General features: G+C 47.0%; 18 protein-coding genes. 5 read left to right on the plus strand and 13 right to left on the minus strand.

Going from position 1 to position 17,127, the window contains the following annotated elements; translation table 11 throughout:
- Window positions 1-26 precede the first annotated feature (26 nt).
- The 4 genes from ACUALS_RS13495 to ACUALS_RS13510 all read right to left on the minus strand — a co-directional run bounded on the left by ACUALS_RS13495 (window position 27) and on the right by ACUALS_RS13510 (window position 2,976).
- Entirely contained in the window at window positions 27-611 is a 585-nt protein-coding gene (locus ACUALS_RS13495) for a YhgN family NAAT transporter (protein ID WP_454448517.1), read from the minus strand.
- Between the two features lie 134 nt (window positions 612-745).
- Window positions 746-979, minus strand: a complete 234-nt coding sequence (locus ACUALS_RS13500) for a YecH family metal-binding protein (protein ID WP_454448518.1) — start codon at window positions 977-979, stop codon at window positions 746-748.
- Window positions 980-1,045: 66 nt separating this feature from the next.
- On the minus strand, window positions 1,046-1,669 hold the full coding sequence (locus tag ACUALS_RS13505; protein WP_005475639.1) for a lysoplasmalogenase: 624 nt from the start codon (window positions 1,667-1,669) through the stop codon (window positions 1,046-1,048).
- 938 nt (window positions 1,670-2,607) lie between these two features.
- Window positions 2,608-2,976, minus strand: coding sequence for a hypothetical protein (locus ACUALS_RS13510; protein WP_005475608.1), 369 nt, complete (start codon window positions 2,974-2,976; stop codon window positions 2,608-2,610).
- 327 nt (window positions 2,977-3,303) lie between these two features.
- Between ACUALS_RS13510 and ACUALS_RS13515 the strand changes: the two genes are divergently transcribed.
- The gene (locus ACUALS_RS13515; protein WP_038140609.1) at window positions 3,304-3,633 is read left to right on the plus strand and encodes a DUF2500 domain-containing protein; all 330 of its coding nucleotides are present in this window, start codon (window positions 3,304-3,306) and stop codon (window positions 3,631-3,633) included.
- Here ACUALS_RS13515 and ACUALS_RS13520 read toward each other — a convergent pair whose 3' ends face one another.
- The 7 genes from ACUALS_RS13520 to rhtB all read right to left on the minus strand — a co-directional run bounded on the left by ACUALS_RS13520 (window position 3,634) and on the right by rhtB (window position 9,927).
- A complete protein-coding gene (locus ACUALS_RS13520) occupies window positions 3,634-4,647 on the minus strand; it encodes an acyltransferase (RefSeq protein WP_454448519.1) in 1,014 nt (337 codons plus the stop codon). It lies immediately after the preceding gene.
- Between the two features lie 102 nt (window positions 4,648-4,749).
- Window positions 4,750-5,970 (minus strand): organoarsenical effux MFS transporter ArsJ, encoded by a 1,221-nt coding sequence (gene arsJ, locus ACUALS_RS13525; protein WP_005475591.1) that lies wholly within the window; start codon window positions 5,968-5,970, stop codon window positions 4,750-4,752.
- A 73-nt stretch (window positions 5,971-6,043) separates the two neighbouring features.
- Entirely contained in the window at window positions 6,044-6,550 is a 507-nt protein-coding gene (locus tag ACUALS_RS13530) for a cyclin-dependent kinase inhibitor 3 family protein (protein ID WP_454448520.1), read from the minus strand.
- A gap of 10 nt (window positions 6,551-6,560) precedes the next feature.
- Window positions 6,561-7,562, minus strand: a complete 1,002-nt coding sequence (locus ACUALS_RS13535; RefSeq protein ID WP_005475641.1) for an ArsJ-associated glyceraldehyde-3-phosphate dehydrogenase — start codon at window positions 7,560-7,562, stop codon at window positions 6,561-6,563.
- A 23-nt stretch (window positions 7,563-7,585) separates the two neighbouring features.
- Window positions 7,586-7,927 carry a metalloregulator ArsR/SmtB family transcription factor gene (locus tag ACUALS_RS13540; protein WP_454449262.1) on the minus strand — a complete coding sequence of 114 codons (342 nt, stop codon included), beginning with the start codon at window positions 7,925-7,927 and terminating at the stop codon, window positions 7,586-7,588.
- Window positions 7,928-8,052: 125 nt separating this feature from the next.
- Window positions 8,053-9,291, minus strand: coding sequence for an EAL and HDOD domain-containing protein (locus tag ACUALS_RS13545; protein ID WP_454448521.1), 1,239 nt, complete (start codon window positions 9,289-9,291; stop codon window positions 8,053-8,055).
- An 18-nt stretch (window positions 9,292-9,309) separates the two neighbouring features.
- A complete protein-coding gene (gene rhtB, locus ACUALS_RS13550) occupies window positions 9,310-9,927 on the minus strand; it encodes a homoserine/homoserine lactone efflux protein (RefSeq protein ID WP_038140619.1) in 618 nt (205 codons plus the stop codon).
- Between the two features lie 83 nt (window positions 9,928-10,010).
- On the opposite strand from rhtB, the gene ACUALS_RS13555 reads away from it, so the two are divergent.
- Both ACUALS_RS13555 and ACUALS_RS13560 read left to right on the plus strand, forming a co-directional pair.
- A complete protein-coding gene (locus ACUALS_RS13555) occupies window positions 10,011-11,012 on the plus strand; it encodes an alpha/beta fold hydrolase (protein ID WP_454448522.1) in 1,002 nt (333 codons plus the stop codon).
- A gap of 103 nt (window positions 11,013-11,115) precedes the next feature.
- Window positions 11,116-11,943, plus strand: a complete 828-nt coding sequence (locus tag ACUALS_RS13560) for a Cof-type HAD-IIB family hydrolase (RefSeq protein ID WP_454448523.1) — start codon at window positions 11,116-11,118, stop codon at window positions 11,941-11,943.
- 52 nt (window positions 11,944-11,995) lie between these two features.
- Here ACUALS_RS13560 and ACUALS_RS13565 read toward each other — a convergent pair whose 3' ends face one another.
- Entirely contained in the window at window positions 11,996-12,475 is a 480-nt protein-coding gene (locus tag ACUALS_RS13565) for an EVE domain-containing protein (RefSeq protein WP_454448524.1), read from the minus strand.
- Between the two features lie 38 nt (window positions 12,476-12,513).
- On the opposite strand from ACUALS_RS13565, the gene ACUALS_RS13570 reads away from it, so the two are divergent.
- Window positions 12,514-14,046 carry a COG3650 family protein gene (locus ACUALS_RS13570; RefSeq protein WP_454448525.1) on the plus strand — a complete coding sequence of 511 codons (1,533 nt, stop codon included), beginning with the start codon at window positions 12,514-12,516 and terminating at the stop codon, window positions 14,044-14,046.
- A gap of 1 nt (window position 14,047) precedes the next feature.
- The gene (locus ACUALS_RS13575) at window positions 14,048-14,653 is read left to right on the plus strand and encodes a tRNA-uridine aminocarboxypropyltransferase (protein ID WP_454448526.1); all 606 of its coding nucleotides are present in this window, start codon (window positions 14,048-14,050) and stop codon (window positions 14,651-14,653) included.
- Here the strand turns inward: ACUALS_RS13575 and ACUALS_RS13580 are convergent.
- Entirely contained in the window at window positions 14,650-17,127 is a 2,478-nt protein-coding gene (locus ACUALS_RS13580) for a bifunctional diguanylate cyclase/phosphodiesterase (protein ID WP_039627826.1), read from the minus strand. The two genes, ACUALS_RS13575 and ACUALS_RS13580, sit on opposite strands and share 4 nt — an antisense overlap.

Below are 17,127 nucleotides of genomic sequence, written 5' to 3' on the forward strand. Positions count from 1 at the left end.
CGCGAAGTCGCGGCATTTTTTATCTCTTAACCTAAATAGCTTTTTACGCCATCGAGGAACATTTGGGTTGAAATCATAATCAACAAAAGTCCCATCAAGCGCTCAATGGCTTTGAGTCCGCGCTCACCCAAAATCCTATGGAAGAAGCCATAGAACATCAACACCACAAACGTCACCCCCCAAGCTAACAGTACGGCAGCCGACAACTCCAAAAGCTTGTCGGGGTGCTGACTAGAAAGCAGCAGTAGCGCAGCGATTACCGATGGCCCCGCAATCATTGGAATCGCCATCGGAACAAAGAAAGGCTCTTCACCTGCCGCTAAGCCAACAATACTGCCGCCCGTAGGGAAAATCATCTTGATTGCGATGATAAAGAGAATAATCCCGCCCGAGATACTCAGCGTTTCTGGCGCAACGTGAAGGAAGTTGAGGATGCTCTTTCCTGCAAAGAGGAACAGCATCAAAATACCCAGCGCAAATAGAAGCTCTCGGACTAACACTTTGCGGCGACGTTTCGGATCTAAGTGCTTCAGTATAGACAGCACAATCGGCAAATTGCCTAGCGGGTCCATGATGAGAAATAACATGGTCGCGGCAGAAATTATATCCATGGATTAGCCCCCAAAGCAGCACGGTTTGAATAAATGAACAAAAAGACGGCGAAGTATAGCAACGTCGCACGTTAATTTGGAGGCAAAACAGATTGATTCAGTGAATAGAGATTAAATAAGCGTACTTACAGCGATCAATGACCACACACACGATCCATATTGACAGACCATTTACCATCATGCTGGACGATTTTCTGTTTTTGAATAAAGAACGTCAGCAACGCGTCTAGGTCAAAGCCATTCAATTTACAGGTTCGAAACATCGCGTGTTCACCGAACTCTTGATTCACTGCTTGACGCAGCTCCGCCTCATTCATTGGTTTTTCTCTAAGTAAGTTTAGAACGTTATGTGCATGAATTTCCGTCATGACTGCTTTCTCCGACAATGGCATTGCGGCAAAGCATAATCGTAACCAGAGAAAAGAACTTTGACTTTAGATAATCAAAGAAGCGGTAATCAAAGCGTGCGCCAGTAAGTAGCTACCAGATATGAGATAACGGCCAAAGGCTATCGGATGTCGATAATCATGAACCGCAAGCAAGCCTGCAGAAAGTGTCAGGATGATGGTACCAAGAAAACCAAGTGAGCCAGACACGGTGCCTGAAAACAACCAAACTTCTCCCGCAGCCCAATTCAACTGCAGCAGCATCATCCCCATGATCACAACGGGGAAAATCAGTTTATCGATCTTAGGTAGCATTAGGAAAAACACCACAATACCAATGGCAAGAAGCATGGCTGGTAACCACCACACAATTTCCCCTGACAACTGCTGCCAAAAAGAAGTGCTGTAACACAGCTGAGCGCCGATGTACGCCGAAAAGCAGAGTCGCTTGTGCTTATTAAAGAGATAGAGACTGTCCGCGAGCGCAGAAATGATAAGCCCGAGCGTCACCCACCATGCAGCAAGCCCAACCAAGCTTTCTTGGCTCCATAGCATGACCACCAGCATGAACATTGTCAGTGTTTTAAACACCGCTGCTTGCATCTTCTGATTGCTTTCACTGGCAGAAATACTAATAAAACCTGATAGTGCGACTGAAAGCCAACTCCACATGCGACCACCTCTTTTAAACTGAGTCGCTAGTGTAGGGAGGGCACTTCATATGTCCAGAGTGGGAAAGTAAAACTTGGATCTCGATTATGCTTCTACACGTTTGCATTTCTATCTGCAATGTCAGGTCAGGGCTAGCACCAGCCGTTTAAAAACCCCAAAAAAACCATTTTATACACCTACAAGGATGAAAACATAGCATAGTAACAAAATCCTCCTTGACCAACGAAAAAACAAACAAGCAAAACAAGATAAATTGACCTTAAAAACAAAAACTTAAGAAAAAAACACAAAATCCAACAGCACCATTCCCTCTCGTTTTACTTCCAGTTTTATCACTCATACTCTAATGGAACAAACCCAATAATGACATCAATTCTCATCCACCAAGAAAACACCAACAAAACTAACAACAAACTCTAAAATATCAACACCAGAAGACCACTAAGCCCCAAAAGAACAACAAACCTTTTATTAACATAAACAAAGAAGGATTATTTTTCATTTAAAACAGCAACTTAAAAATAAAACAATGATATAAGAACAAATAAAAACCAGCTCAAAAGTAACGATTTAAAATTGAAAAAACGCCTAAATAAACCCATAAGTACAAGTTTAAAATTGATTTTTTAAGCAGTAAGTAAAGAAAAACTTGATCAAACCATAAAAACATTGCTATTCTAAAAAGCATAGAGTTAAACATCACTATTAAGGAGCAGTGTTATGATTACTTCTTCACAAAAACAAGGACTTGTAATGATCGCGGTTGTTGTTGGCCTAATGACGCTGCCGATGATGTACTAGTCAGATTACAGAAAACAAAAAGGGACGCTTTCGCGTCCCTTTTTGTTATAAAGCAGATAAAACGATCAGATTCAGTTCAATAACTAGACACGCGTCTAATTACTCTCCAACCCTAAAATGTCCCACTTTTCTGGCGTTTATTGTAAATGCTTCGATAAAACATCCCAATGTGCATAATAGAAAAATAATGCCGCGACAGTGATGAGTGTCATCAAGGTGATAGCCGCCCGCCATACAAAACGACTGCTACGCGGAGTCAGCTCTTTTTCACACTCATCGCACGTGGTCAAAAAATCTCTCTGGCTATCGAGTTTGTAGTCTTCTTCGTGCACAACTTTATTGCGAATGGTCGCAATATAGCGCAGCTTACTTATGACATCGTGAGGCAATCGCTCTTCACAACTGGTGATAAGTTGATGAAGTCCTTTGCCTTCCGCGTGATACTGGGTACGAAGCAGCTTTTCCAACTTACGTGTGCGGATAACAACTTTCTCTATATCAGACATGGCTTCCCTCCATCGCTAGTAAAGTTTAGGGGCAAAACAAAGCCTTTTACAACTTCGAGTCTCCACTCTTGGTTAGCCTTTGTTCTTACAGTCACTGCGAATTATTATCTCCCTTTTCATTGCTGGACAAAATTGTTCCCCTAGTAAATTAATGTAAAGGAATCAATTACTAGCTATATCAGGATACTGACAATTTTCTGAATCCCTTGTGATGTGCGTCTAATAAATCATTCAAGATACGCACCAACTTATCACTCAATTGCGCCAAGCCTCATCTCTAATACAAATAACCGCTAGAATAGCCAACATTAGAAGGGAGATCTCATCATGCCAATCACACTGATTGTTGCGATTCTTGTGTTCATTTTAGTGAGTGCTTGGGCATTCCAGCGTTTTTTTAGTAAGCATATTCAAGGGCAAGGAGCTCCAGAGCAAACGGCTGAAGTGACCGTTTTGGATAAGCAAGCGATTGAAATTGAGGACCCAGCGCCAGGGCAAGATGACCAAGAATATTGGATATACGTTCAGAAAGGGCGTTTGGGGCCAAAGCGTGAATTCCAAATTGGCATCCATTATTACCACGCACTTAACCCTGGAGACAAAGGCACACTCACCTACCAAGGTGACAAATTCCTGCACTTTGCGCTGAAGCGTTAACTAAGGAAGCAACCATCTTGTTTTAGCGGAGCGAGACAACAACCAACTGGTAAACAGTGCTCCTCCGCCACTCAACACAATCCACACCGGAATCACCCAACCTGGGTGCCCCTGATACCAAGCATATTCTTTCATTGGCCATAAAAAGATAGGATGAAGAATATAAATCCCGAGACTGTGCTGGCTAATAAAACTAATCACGTGCTGAGCTCGCTCAGATAACCCTTCACCAAAGTATCGACAAAGCATAAAGACCATGCTCGCCGCCGCAACTACATTGAGCGTTTTATAGGACAACCAGCGACCAACCGTGTATTTATCTGCTGCCAGGCTATTGGTCACCACCATATAAACCGTAATGGCTAACGCCGCGCAGCCAAGCAAGCTCACTAGCGCTACGCTGCGTTTGGTTAGCGGTATTCTCTGCCATAGAATATAGCCAAGTGGTAAGTACCCACTATAGAGCCAGAGTTCATGACTCCAAACCCCATCAATCCCCATCAAGTAAAGCAGCGTTGTAACTAACCAAAGGACGGTGAACAAATATAGTGGCGTATCATCTTCGCGCTTCACTACCCATTGGAAGATGGGAATCACAAAGTAGAGCGGGATAAAGTAGTAAAAGAAACCAAGGTGATAGTAGGTCGCATGCTGAGGGCTATTGAGCAGAACCTCTTGGGAAACTTTGGCGTCAAAACCGTTGGCTGTCCAACCTGAGAGATAACCATAAAATAGCGACCAAACAAGAAACGGCACCAAAACCTTCCCTAAACGCCGCTTGACATAGTAGTGAAGATCAAAAGGTCGCTTATCACTCAACATCAAAGCGCCGGAGATCAAAATGAACACAGGAACAGCCCAACGTGTCACTCCGTTTGTTGCAACAGCCGTAAACCACTCGTCAAAAGGAATGACTCCCAGTTCATGGCGATACGGCGCTAGCACATGGATGGCAATCACAGCCACAGCCGCCACACAGCGCAGCAAGTCAAAAAACTGGACACGTTCTCTCATTATTCAACCTCAGTGTTATAACCCTCTGAATATAGCAACAAAAAAGCTGACCAAGGTATAAGCTTGGTCAGCTTTTAGTCATGAGAAGGTCGGAGGTTGCGTTTACGCCGTCGCGACTTGATTCACTTTCGGTAGCTTAAGTGAAATAAGCGTGGTCAGCGCTAAGAAGGCAAACGAGACCCACAAACACGCTGCGAGTCCAGCCATTTGGAACACCCAACCAGACAAAATCGTGCCAATCAGACGCCCCATGGCATTGGCCATGTAGTAAAAACCTACATCCAAAGAGACACCATCACCTTTCGCATAGCTGACGATTAGATAAGAGTGAAGTGACGAATTGACGGCGAAAATCGCCCCAAAAATCATCAATCCCCCGACAATCACGAACTCAGGTTGCCAGCCAATCTGAACAGCGTAAGCAATCGATGCGGTGACTATCGCTAATCCACCAGCCCAAAGCATTGCGGCGTGACCATCGGGCACTTTGCCTTGTGCTTTGCCGGTAATCTTGGGCGCAACGCCCTGAACAACACCATAAGCAATTGTCCAAGCTGCAAGAAATCCTCCAACCCACGAATGATCCCAACCAAAAACGCTGCCGAGATAAATGGGTAGTGCCACGACAAACCACACATCACGAGCACCAAATAGGAACATACGCGCCGCCGAGAGAATGTTGATCGACTCAGACTTAGAGAAAATTTGCTTAAACTTCGGCTTGGTCTTCGCTTTGCCCAGATTGGCTTCTAAGCTGAGAACACTACCAATAAACACCAGAGTCAGCACCGCCGCCATGGTCAACACCGCATAGGTAAAACCAATGGTAGAGAGAAGCAAGCCGCCGACAAAGAACCCTGCGCCTTTCAGTGCATTCTTCGAGCCAGTGAGGATTGCAATCCACTTATACAGCGCGCCTTGCTGTTCGTCTGGCACCAAAGTTTTAATCGAACTTTTGGCGCTCATTTTATTGAGGTCTTTGGCGATCCCAGACAGTGCCTGAGCGGCCATGACCCAAGGAATCGTCAGCCAACCACTAGGCACCGCTAACATGGCCAGCGCGACAATTTGCATCCCTAGCCCGAGGTTCATGGTCTTGTTTAAGCCCAGCCTAGCTCCCAACCAACCACCAACGAGGTTTGTCACCACACCAAAAAATTCATAGAACAAAAACAACGAGGCGATTTCTAGCGAGCTGTAACCCAAATCGTAGAAATAGAGCACCACTAGCATACGCAGTGCGCCATCAGTAATGGTGAAGTTCCAGTAGTTGAACGTCACCAACATATATTGACGCACGCTCTTGCTGAGAGTAGAGAACATAAGGTGAAATCCTCAAATGTGCGGTTCACAGAGCTTTCGGACACCCATGTTCCAAAAGCTCTGCTCCAATGCCTTACAACGTAGAAACCGCTGTAATGTATTCAACTTGAACAGGCTTAGTGAACGCGCCTGGGCGAAGGGCTTGAACTTGAGTGATGATGCTTTCTAGCGGCCAACCCTTTTCTAGCAATAGATGAGCGGCAAACAACCCAGTACGACCCGAGCCACCCATACAGTGCATCGCAACCTTACCGCCGTTATCGACGATCTTATGAAGTTCAGGGCTTGCAGCTTGCCACTTCGCAGCGAAGTCTTCATCAGGGGCACAATCATCTTCGATTTCTATTTGAAACCACTGCATTCCCAACTGCTTGGTCAAAGTCCCAAGCTCAGAGACCTCTTTGCTAGCAAGCTCGGCGTCATCTAGCGCAGTCACAATCGCGGCAACGCCTTGCTCTTTAAGCTGCTGCAGCGACGCCTCGAGCTCCACACCTTTAGTACCAGGACAAGGAGTCAGTACTAACGCACCAGCATCAACATCCAGTTGCCATGTCGGGTGAATCTGAACAGAATCTGTCATCTTATCCCCCTTACGCCATGCCCACGTTACGGACCAACTCAGCCGTACGTGTCGCGTAACCCATTTCGTTGTCATACCATGCGTAGATCTTCACCATACGTTTGCCAACGAGCATAGTTGATAACGCATCCACGATGGTTGAGCGCTGATCGCCTTTGTAGTCAATCGAGACAAGTGGACGCTCTTCATAGCCAAGAATGCCAGCCAGTTCATTTTCTGACGCCTGTTTAAGCAGCGCGTTAACTTCTTCAGCCGTCGTATCTCGTTTGACTTCAAAGATGATGTCAGTCAGGGAAGCATTCGCTAACGGTACACGGACTGCATGACCGTTGATGCGGTTTTCGAGCTCAGGGAAAATCTCGACAATCGCTTTTGCAGATCCCGTCGTTGTTGGAATCAGGCTCATACCACAAGCACGAGCACGGCGCAGGTCTTTGTGCGGCGCATCCAGAATGGTTTGGGTGTTAGTCAGATCGTGAATGGTAGTAAAAGAGGCGTTTTCAATACCAAGCTTCTCATTGATCACTTTCACAACTGGCGCGATACAGTTGGTAGTACAAGATGCCGCGGTGACAATTTTGTGTACGGCTGGGTCAAAGATTTCATCATTAACACCCACCACGATGTTAGCCACACCTTCTTCTTTAACCGGCGCAGAAACGACTACACGCTTCACACCTTGCTCTAAGTACTTATTGAGGAAAACACCTTCGCGATGAACTCCTGTTGCTTCAATCACTACGTCGCAACCAGACCAATCGATCGCATCTATATCGCGCTGCTGCGACGTTTGAATGCGCTTTCCATCGATGATCATCTCATCGCCTTCTGCGGTCACAGCGTGGTGCCAACGCCCCTGTACAGAATCGAACTCTAGCAGGTGTGCTAATGTTGCGGTGTCTCCTGCAACGTCGTTGATTTGAACAAATTCTAGCTCTGGCCAGTCAAACGCGGCGCGCAATGCCAAACGCCCAATACGACCGAAACCGTTAATGCCTACTTTAATCGTCATAATGCTATCTCTTCCATTGTCTATTATTGGCAGCAAACAGGACGAGCCTGAATCGCGTGTAATCGTTCTAGGTCTTGTTGGTACTCCGCCTTCAAGCAGTTTGAAGCAACAAGATCATCAATCAGTTTATTCATCCACCCCGGCAGATCCGAGGCCAAGCGATAGAACACCCACTGTCCTTGTCTCACATCGACTAAAATGCCGTTTGAACGCAGCTGGGCAAGGTGGCGAGAAATTTTAGGTTGGCTTTCTTGCAGCGCTTCGGTGAGTTCTCCGACGCATAAGCACTCTTCACGTACAATCAACAATAAGCTGCGAACACGTGTTTCATCGGACAATAGTTTGAAAAACTGATGCGGTAACATATAAAACATACTCATATATGGATATGCGCATATCTTTATTTATTTACGCGTAGAGATCAACACACGCGAGGCAGTGTCATAAAAATTTCATACTGACTGAAATGGGAAAGGCGAAGCGGTGTAGATTACACCACGCGATTGATGTCTTGACTCCAGCGCTGTGCAGCAGAGATTTTAGGCATGATATCGTCAACGGAGAGGTTAAGCTGATGACACGCCTCTTTAATGCCATACCAATCGGCGCGTTCATAGCACTCCTCAACCTTGAGCAGTAAACCATAAGGCCCTTGTCGCTCAAGGAGTGCAAGCTTGATAGATGAACACAAAGGGAGTTGTTCCACCAGCTCATCCAACGAGACATCGATGAGCGCATCAAGCATCGAGAACAGACCAATAAGAAACGCCTGATCCCGATATTCATTGAATGGGTTGTCATTCGACATCAACTGACAAAACTGAGCGCGCTGCAGTGACAGGTTGTAGAGCTCTTTGGGTTTCCTTGTCGAAACAAACGAGGCCACCGCTAAAGAGACAAAAATTTTGAGTTTATCTTGGCCAAGGTAAATCAGCGCTTGGCGAAAGGAAGAGATGGACACTTCCAAACGATCAGACATGGTATTAACAAAACGGAGCAATTGATAAGACAGCGACACATCTTTAGCGACAATTTTCTCTATCTTGACGAAGTCCACTTCCGGTTGGCAGACCTCTTTAAACAGCTCCATAGCAATCAGCTGTTCTGGGCTTAAATAGCCTTTACGAGTGATTTCAGGTTTACCAAAAAAGTAGCCCTGAAAAAAACTAAAACCTGCTGAACGCGTGGTCAGAAACTCCGCCTCGGTCTCAACACGCTCGGCAAGAAAACGGCGTTTTACCCCTTTGCCGATGCGCTCTTTTACAAAGTCACAGGCGGACTCAAGCCCCATCGCCATGATGTCGAGTTTAACGATTTGCACAAAGGGCAAAAAGCGCTCCCACTCAGCGCTGTAAACAAAATCATCAAGTGCAATTAAGTAACCGGCTTGGCTGAGCTTTTTGACCGCAAGGTAGAGCTCATCATTGGGCGTGCAAGTTTCCAGCACTTCGATAACGACCTTGTCCTTAGGCAATACCATAGGTAAGCCACGTATCAAGCTCTCTTGAGGGAAGTTAATAAAGCAACGAGAAGTGTCAATCGCTGGGTTGGTGCCCAGCGATAAAAAATTTTCGACAATCAACCTGTAGGTCGCACGATTCGATTCGATGTGGCTGGGGTAAGCATTCTTTTCGCCGTCACGAAACAGCAACTCATACCCTAAAGTTTGTCGCTTCGCGTTAAAAATCGGCTGACGAGCCACATAGGTATCGCGCGTTATACGTTGCATTCAAGTCCTTGCTGTCGTCTATGCTTTAGCAGTCGCCAAAAGCGCTCCACAGCCCACAAACATGGAGCCAAAGAGCTTATTGATTCTCGCCATCATACGATCCGAGCGAATAAAGCGCCCCATCTGAGAAGCCAATGTGGTGTAACCTAGCATTACGATAGAGTCAATCAATACCGTAGTAATACCCAATACCAATAGTTGCGAGACCTGGTCTTGAGCCGGATCGATAAACTGCGGAAAAAGGGCAACCAGAAAGACGATGGATTTAGGGTTGGTAAGGTTAATGAATACCGCCTTTTTCATCAAGGTAAAAGCCGATAATTCTTGCGCAACCGATGACGTATTGAGCCCAGTTGAATCTCGCCACTTTTGAATGCCAAGCCAAACAAGATAAACCACGCCTACCCACTTGATCACCGAGAACGCAAAAGCGGACTGCGCCACCAAGGCACCGATTCCGGCGCCAACGAGCATAATATGGATAGCTAAGCCAATCTGTAACCCTGCGATAGCCGCTACGGACTTACGTGTACCGTAACTCAAGCCGTTACTGATAGAGTTAACGGTTCCAGAGCCCGGCGCCAAGCTAAAAACGATCGCTGTGACCACATAAGCTAACCAAACATGTATATCCATTGTGTTTTCCTCTCGACTAAATGCACCTAGCCACACATAATCTAGCTGTGTTTTACCAAAACCCCTTCAGGCTAACAAAATCCATGAATAACTCGAGCTCTAGCATTACTGCTTCTTATACTCAAGAGTCGAATTTTGAGCAAGCAATCAATGGTCGAATTGCTGAGCTATGGCACTCTAGAGAAGAAGGCATGGTGAGATCTTTTGATAAAACCCAACTTTTCTGGGTCAAGTTGACCAAGCCTGAACATCGCAAAGCGATTGTTGTCGTTAATGGTCGAATCGAGTGTACTTGGAAGTATCAAGAGCTGTTTTACGACCTGTTCCAGCAAGGGTACGACATCTATTCGTATGATCATCGTGGTCAGGGCTACTCTGACCGACTGATTGACGATAAGCAAATGGGTTACGTGCATGAATTCGACGACTACGTAAAAGACCTCAATCGCATGGTCACTCACTTTGACTTAGCCGATTATCAGTCATGCTATCTGCTGGGTCATTCCATGGGAGGCAACATCGTCACCCGCTACGTGCAAAGCTACCCTCAGCACCCTTTTGACGCCGTGGCGTTGAGTGCACCAATGTTTGGTGTGAATCTCCCTGGCCACATCAAACCAATCGCCACCTTATTGGGTCAAATACTCACCGCCATTTACCCCAAGCCGACTTTTGCTCCAGGTCAAGTGGCCTACTTCCCGAAACCGTTTGAGGGTAACCTACTTAGCCAAAGCCATGTGCGTTATCGCTGGTTTCGTGCCCTTTACGATCAAAAGCCAGAGATTCAAATTGGTGGCGCCAGTACTCGCTGGGTATGGCAAGGCTTAATGGCTTCTAAACAATGCCTCTTGATGACCCGTCACATCAAAGTACCCCTGCTCTTGCTGCAAGCGAGTGAAGACCAAATCGTCTGCAATCAAGATCAAATCCGCTTTATGAAGAAGCTCGCCAAGACCAACACTCAATGTGCGATGAAGATTTTATATGGATCTCGACATGAGGTGCTGTTTGAGCAAGATGCGTATCGCAATGATGCATTAGACACCGTGATGATGTTCTTCGAGCAGCATCCGCGGCAAAAATAGGAAAAGCCAAGAAGTGATCTTTACCCTCTTTTTCCCCTTTCGCTTCAAGTAAACTGGTTGCTTAACCCATTTCGGGTCGCCAATAGTTGTTAATGAGGGTGATATGACCGACACACGCAAAGAAACGCCTTTTCACATCGTCGCATCAGATTTAGATGGGACTCTTCTAGCTCCAAACCACCAGCTGAGTGACTTCTCTAAACAAACGCTGAAGGAGCTTCATCAGAAGGGCTTGACGTTCATCTTTGCTACTGGTCGTCATCACGTAGATGTTGCTGGGATTCGCGAAATTGCGGGGATTCCGGCTTATATGATCACCTCCAACGGTGCTCGCGTCCACGACCAAAATGATCAGCTGATGTACAGCAAAAACGTACCAGAAGGCTTAGTACAAGACGTGATCGATGTGATCAGACAGGATCAAGATATCTTTATCCACATGTACCAAAATGAAGATTGGTTGTTGGATCGTGACGATGAAATGTTGGCAAAATTCCACAGCGAATCTGGTTTTTCCTACAAACGCTTTAACGCGGAACGTGCCCCAACCGATGGCATCGCTAAGATCTTCTTTACCCATCCAGAGCAGGATCACGACCATTTAGTCGTCTTTGAAAATAAACTTCGCGAAACCTTCGGTGATCAACTCAACATCGCTTTCTCTACCCCTTGGTGTTTAGAAGTTATGGCTGCGGATGTCTCCAAAGGCGAAGCTTTAAAGGCGGTCGCAGAGTCTCGCGGGCTTACCCTCGATAACTGCATTGCTTTTGGTGATGGCATGAATGATGTCGAAATGCTTTCAATGGCAGGAAAAGGGCTTGTGATGGGGACTTCTCACCACAAAGTGATGGATGTGCTACCAAACAATGAAGTTATCGGTAGCAACGCCGATGACGCCGTCGCTCACTACCTGAAAGCGCATCTTATCTAATAACAAAGTCAAAGGCTGCCACTGGCAGCCTTTTTCACGTTCTCCGCTTTACTTACCTTGCATCCCTCTGGCTTGGCAATTTCTCCTTTCCCAAAATGGCCTGCCACTCTTGATCTGTTACCGGCATGATCGATAAGCGATTACCTCGCTTAACTAAAGGCATATTCTCGAGCTCTGGCATCGTTTTCAACACACTCAACGGAATGACGCGTTCGGTTTTACGGACAAACTCAATATCAACCATCACCCAACGAGGGTTTTCTGGCGTAGACTTCGGATCGTAATAATCACTATCAGCGTCAAAGGCAAAATGATCTGGATAAGCTTCTCGAATCACTTTCGCGATACCCGCAACTCCCACCTTTTTACACGAGGAGTGATAAATCAGCACTAAGTCTCCCTCTTTGACATCATCACGCATCATATTTCTTGCTTGATAGTTGCGTACCCCTTCCCAACAAGAGGTCTCTTGTGTGCGAAGAGTGTCAATAGAGAAGGTGTCCGGTTCAGTTTTAAATAACCAATATGCCATAATAGCTTCCGATGAATTTCGTATGAGGAAGATATAGCATGAAGGCGTTGCAAAACCCAGTCGCACTGGCGACTTTACTGACACTCCAAGCCTGCTCGATGAGTGCTACGACGCCAGAGACGCCACCGCAGCCGACGGCAACGCTGAGCAACCCAACGTCAATCAAGCCGCAAACCTTCGTGATGCGCGGCCAGGTGGTGCTAGGGCATGAAGTCAGCTCAATCACGCCCTGTGGCAGTCAGCAGCAATATTGGCTCGACCTTCCTCGTGACCGCTTTAATCAAGGACTCACTCTGGTCCGAGCTCCCTACGAACCCCTTTATGGTGAAGTGATCGGCCACCTTGCCCCAGCAGGCAAAGATGGCTTCGCCTCCGATTACCCCGCGCGCTTTGTCGTTGATCAAGTCAACCTGCTGAGTGCGGAAAACCCAAACCGCTGCGATCGACCATTGAAGTCCACACACGCATTTGGCACTGAGCCATCATGGTCAGTTAAATTTAACCAAGGCGAACTGACGTTCAGCCAGATCGGCAAGCCCGTTCAATCGTTGGCCATCACTTCCAGTCGCATCGAGATGGAAAACCGCCGCTATACCTTTAAACGTGGCAACTTGGAATTGCAGCAACAGAGCTGTGTCGATGGCATGAGTGACAGTCTTTACGGTTGGACATCGACCTTCACGCTCGACAACAAAACCTATCATGGCTGCGCAACCCTCGCGAACCAAGATGCTACGCAGGACTGGGTCGCCACCTACCAAGCCCAAGCGGTAAAAAGTAACCCATTCAGCGTCACCTTAACTTTGAACCCCGACCACACTGCCGCCACCGTCTATCGTTACCCAAGCGGTGATGCCGATACTGTCGAAAAAGGTTACTGGCAGCAGCTTTCTCCCCAGCAAGTACAGGTTGTAGGCACTCACTTACAGGGACAACCTTTGCTGTCAGAGCGTTTGTATCTGCGTGATGGCTACCAGCTATCAACCCAACAAGAAAAGGTCGGTGACGTAGTCTATGATATTGCCAATGGCGGCTTAACCTTATTTAAAACCAAAGCCACCTCCAGCACTGAGACGATTACCAACCAACGTTCGCTTTCTGCGGATAAAGTCCCCTCCAGCGACCAGTACAATCCTGCCGTAGACAAGGCGCTGCGCGAATATTTCAAACAGCATAAAACCGATCCAACAGGGACTCGCTACCGCTGGCTCACCTACGATCTCAATGGAGATGGTAACCAAGAGCTATTAGCGCAACTCGATTGGTGCGGTTCTGGCGGTTGCACCCTACTAGTGTTTGAGAGCCATCAACAAAAATGGCGCTTCAATAGCCGCATTACGCTAGTGCAAACACCGATTAACTTAGGCAAGAAAACGCATCACCAATGGCAAGACTTAGTGCTGTTTGTGAGTGGCGGCGGCGCGGTGCCTAACCAGCATGTGATGCAGTACGATGGCATTAGCTACCCACTAAACCCAAGCACGGCTCCTACTGCAAACTATGACGAAATTAGCCAAGTTCAGCTGTTTTCTGATGGATTAACCCCATTCCAAGGAGGAGTGACGCTATAACATGGTAGCCTCAACCCCTTGCCCCGAGTGCGGACTACTGCATAACTGCGTCTGCGCTCAATTGCCTCAAGTGTCGGTCAATGCCCATATCGCGCTATTGATGCATGAGAATGAGCTCACGCGCGATACCAATACCGGCCAGTGGTTGCTCAAATCTTTGCCTAGCAGTAGCCAACATGTTTGGCAACGCACCTCACCGTGCCCGAAATTGCTAGCGTTACTGAAAGATGAACGCTATTTACCCGTACTGCTGTTTCCCAATGACCTAAGCCATCCAGTCAGTAGCGCGCAAGATCAAGCCACGCTAGAAGGGAAAATACCGCTGTTTATTATCCTTGATGGAACGTGGCAGGAAGCAAAGAAGATGCTGAGAAAAAGCGCGTGGCTTGCGGATATCCCCTTAGTCCACATCACGCCTTCTCACGCTTCTGTCTATCAACTAAGACGAAATCAATCGCAAGGCAATCTATGCACTTTGGAAGTCGCGGCGGAGGTGATAAGAGAGTTGGGCGGGAAGAGCCAAGCTGATAGTCTGATCCACTTCCTCGCCCATTATATGCGGGTGTTCAAAGCAGATAAGAGCGGTCATCCCTACCGCTCCAATTAGAATAAGCGTGTCGGCTCAGCCAAGTGGAAACCTTGGAGGTAGTCGACACCTAAGTCTTCTGCGATTTGGCACACTTTCGGGTTATGAACAAATTCCGCCACTGTTTTGGCATTCAGTACTTGGCATAACTGCACCAACTGCCCCGTGATTTGGCGCTGCTTGTTGTCGACATCAATGGTCTTAATCAAGCTGCCATCGAGCTTAATCACATCGGGCTCTAGACGAATGATTTCATCGATATTGGAGTAGCCCGATCCAAAATCATCGACCAAGATACGCACGCCCATTTTCTTGAAGTGACCACACACTTCGGCCATCCGCGCAAAGTCTTTGATTTGCTCAGACTCAAGCACCTCTATCCCTAGTCGGCTTGGATCATTGAGCTTTCTCACCGCTTGTTCCAATATCGAGAGCGTTCGATCGCTCAACATATCTTGTGGCGATAAGTTGATGGAAAATGACTCCTGTTTATCCGCCATAAAATCTAACGTTGAAGTCATCATGTATCGGCTCAAGCGCGTGTAAAGATGCGTCCCTTCGATGATCGGTAAAAAACGTCCTGGGGAAATGATCTCTCCATCGTCTTCAATGCGCACCAAACATTCTTGGGAAATTTGCTCGCGACTGTAAGCAGCAAAGATCGGCTGGCTATAAGTAATAATCCGCTGATTGAGAATCGCTCGACTGACACTGCCCATTAAACCTAATCGGTCTTGGTGCTCTTCCATCGTCGTGCCGCAATCGCGCGCGTTCATAAAGTGGGTGTTGCGCTCTTTACCACGGCGCCTAGCATCAATCGCTTTGAGTAGAAGCTCATCCCCCGTTACATCAGGAAAATCCGCCACACTCGCAATCCCACCGATAATCGAAACAGATAAGTAGTCGACATCAGGTAGACCATATGGCTCAAAGTTGATGTGCTCTATCTGATCAGCAAACTGAGAGAACTCCTGTTTGATCAAATCGCTCGGTTGCTGAGAGTGAAAGACGATCGCCCATTCCGCAGTGCCAATGTAGTAAAGACTCTTCACCATCTCAGAGCCGTGACGGCTCGACAAACGGTCAACAAAGTGGTCACTCAAATCACTGATGAGTTCATCGGCAACTTGATAGCCATACTTCTCGTTCACTTGGTGAAAATTTGACAGCTTAAGCGTGATCACATGTTCATCAGGCGCCACCACTTTCAGCGCTTCTTGCAAGGCCACACGGTTTTTCAATCCGGTTCGTTTGTCCAAGCGATAACTGTTGATGAGTTTTTCGGTTTGCGCGGCGAGCTTGCGTTCCATCTCAAGACGCACCTCATCCAACTCCTCAATGGAGTAACGAATTAAGTGGAAAAGCGGAGAGATAGGGTACGATTCGGTTTGTTCTGAAAGGTCGATAGGCGGTCGGCGAGAGTCTTCACTGAGGGCAAGATAAGTCATGCTATGGTGCAACACATCTTGATGCTTCTCTCTGAAAAGCTCGCCCATACAATAAGAGCCGTTACAAGATTCAAACTTATCGAAGGGTTTGATTTCACTCATCCCTTCGATGAATTCGAGCCGAGATTCGCAGTTATAGATAAAAATGGCTTGCGGATTAAACTGAGCTAAGTTGCGAACATCATGCCCAACTTGCTCCAATGTCAGTGAGGGGTGGTTGTAACACAATTGCAGCTCATCGCCGAGTTCAATCGGCTTATCGAACTCAATGCTGCCGTCTGGGTAAATGGCCGTGGGAATACAGATTTGTTGATTCGTCAGTTGCAGTGGAAAGCTCAGCATCTGCTCCAAACTCAACTCTCGACCGTCCGCTAAGCGATCACGATAAACCTCATGCGCAGGTTTGTGATTGATCGTGTGTAAGATTGAGCCTGAAACACTGGTCGCGCATAAAGGGCTACCAATGGTATTCCACTCCGAAAACGCATTACGCCAAATTTGCAGCACCTCACTGTGTAAGGCTACAAATACCGCCCCTTTGTGATACGTTTTCACACCATGCAGCAACCACTCCTTACGTCCATTCACCGACGCAGCCAATCCACCACAGATTGGTACATCGCATCGCTTACCTAACGCTTGGTACAGGTTGTAGTCCCAACTGTTGGTAACGTGAGAGAAGCTAATGATCGCTTTGGACTTCTGATTAATCGCCAACTGCTCAATGACCGTGCAGGCATCTTGCTCTGGGTCATCATTCAGATCGAGAGAAAAAGAAGAGAATTGCGTGTGTTCAAATTGAGCGACACAAATCAACGTCCCACCATGATGAATTTGACTCTCATACACCACATGCCGAGTGCTATGCCCAATCACTTCGCTGTCAGGGAGAACTTGCTTGATATAAGCCGCATATCGAGACGCGATCGTCGCTGGTTGAGTCGACAATATTTGTACTAAATTCGAACTACCTAATCCTTTGGGCAGTTGATTGATAAACGTCATCAATTGCTGGTTGTCAAAAACCAGCGCGGAGTAAGTGCGCAT

Source organism: Vibrio sp. NH-7, assembly GCF_053643215.1.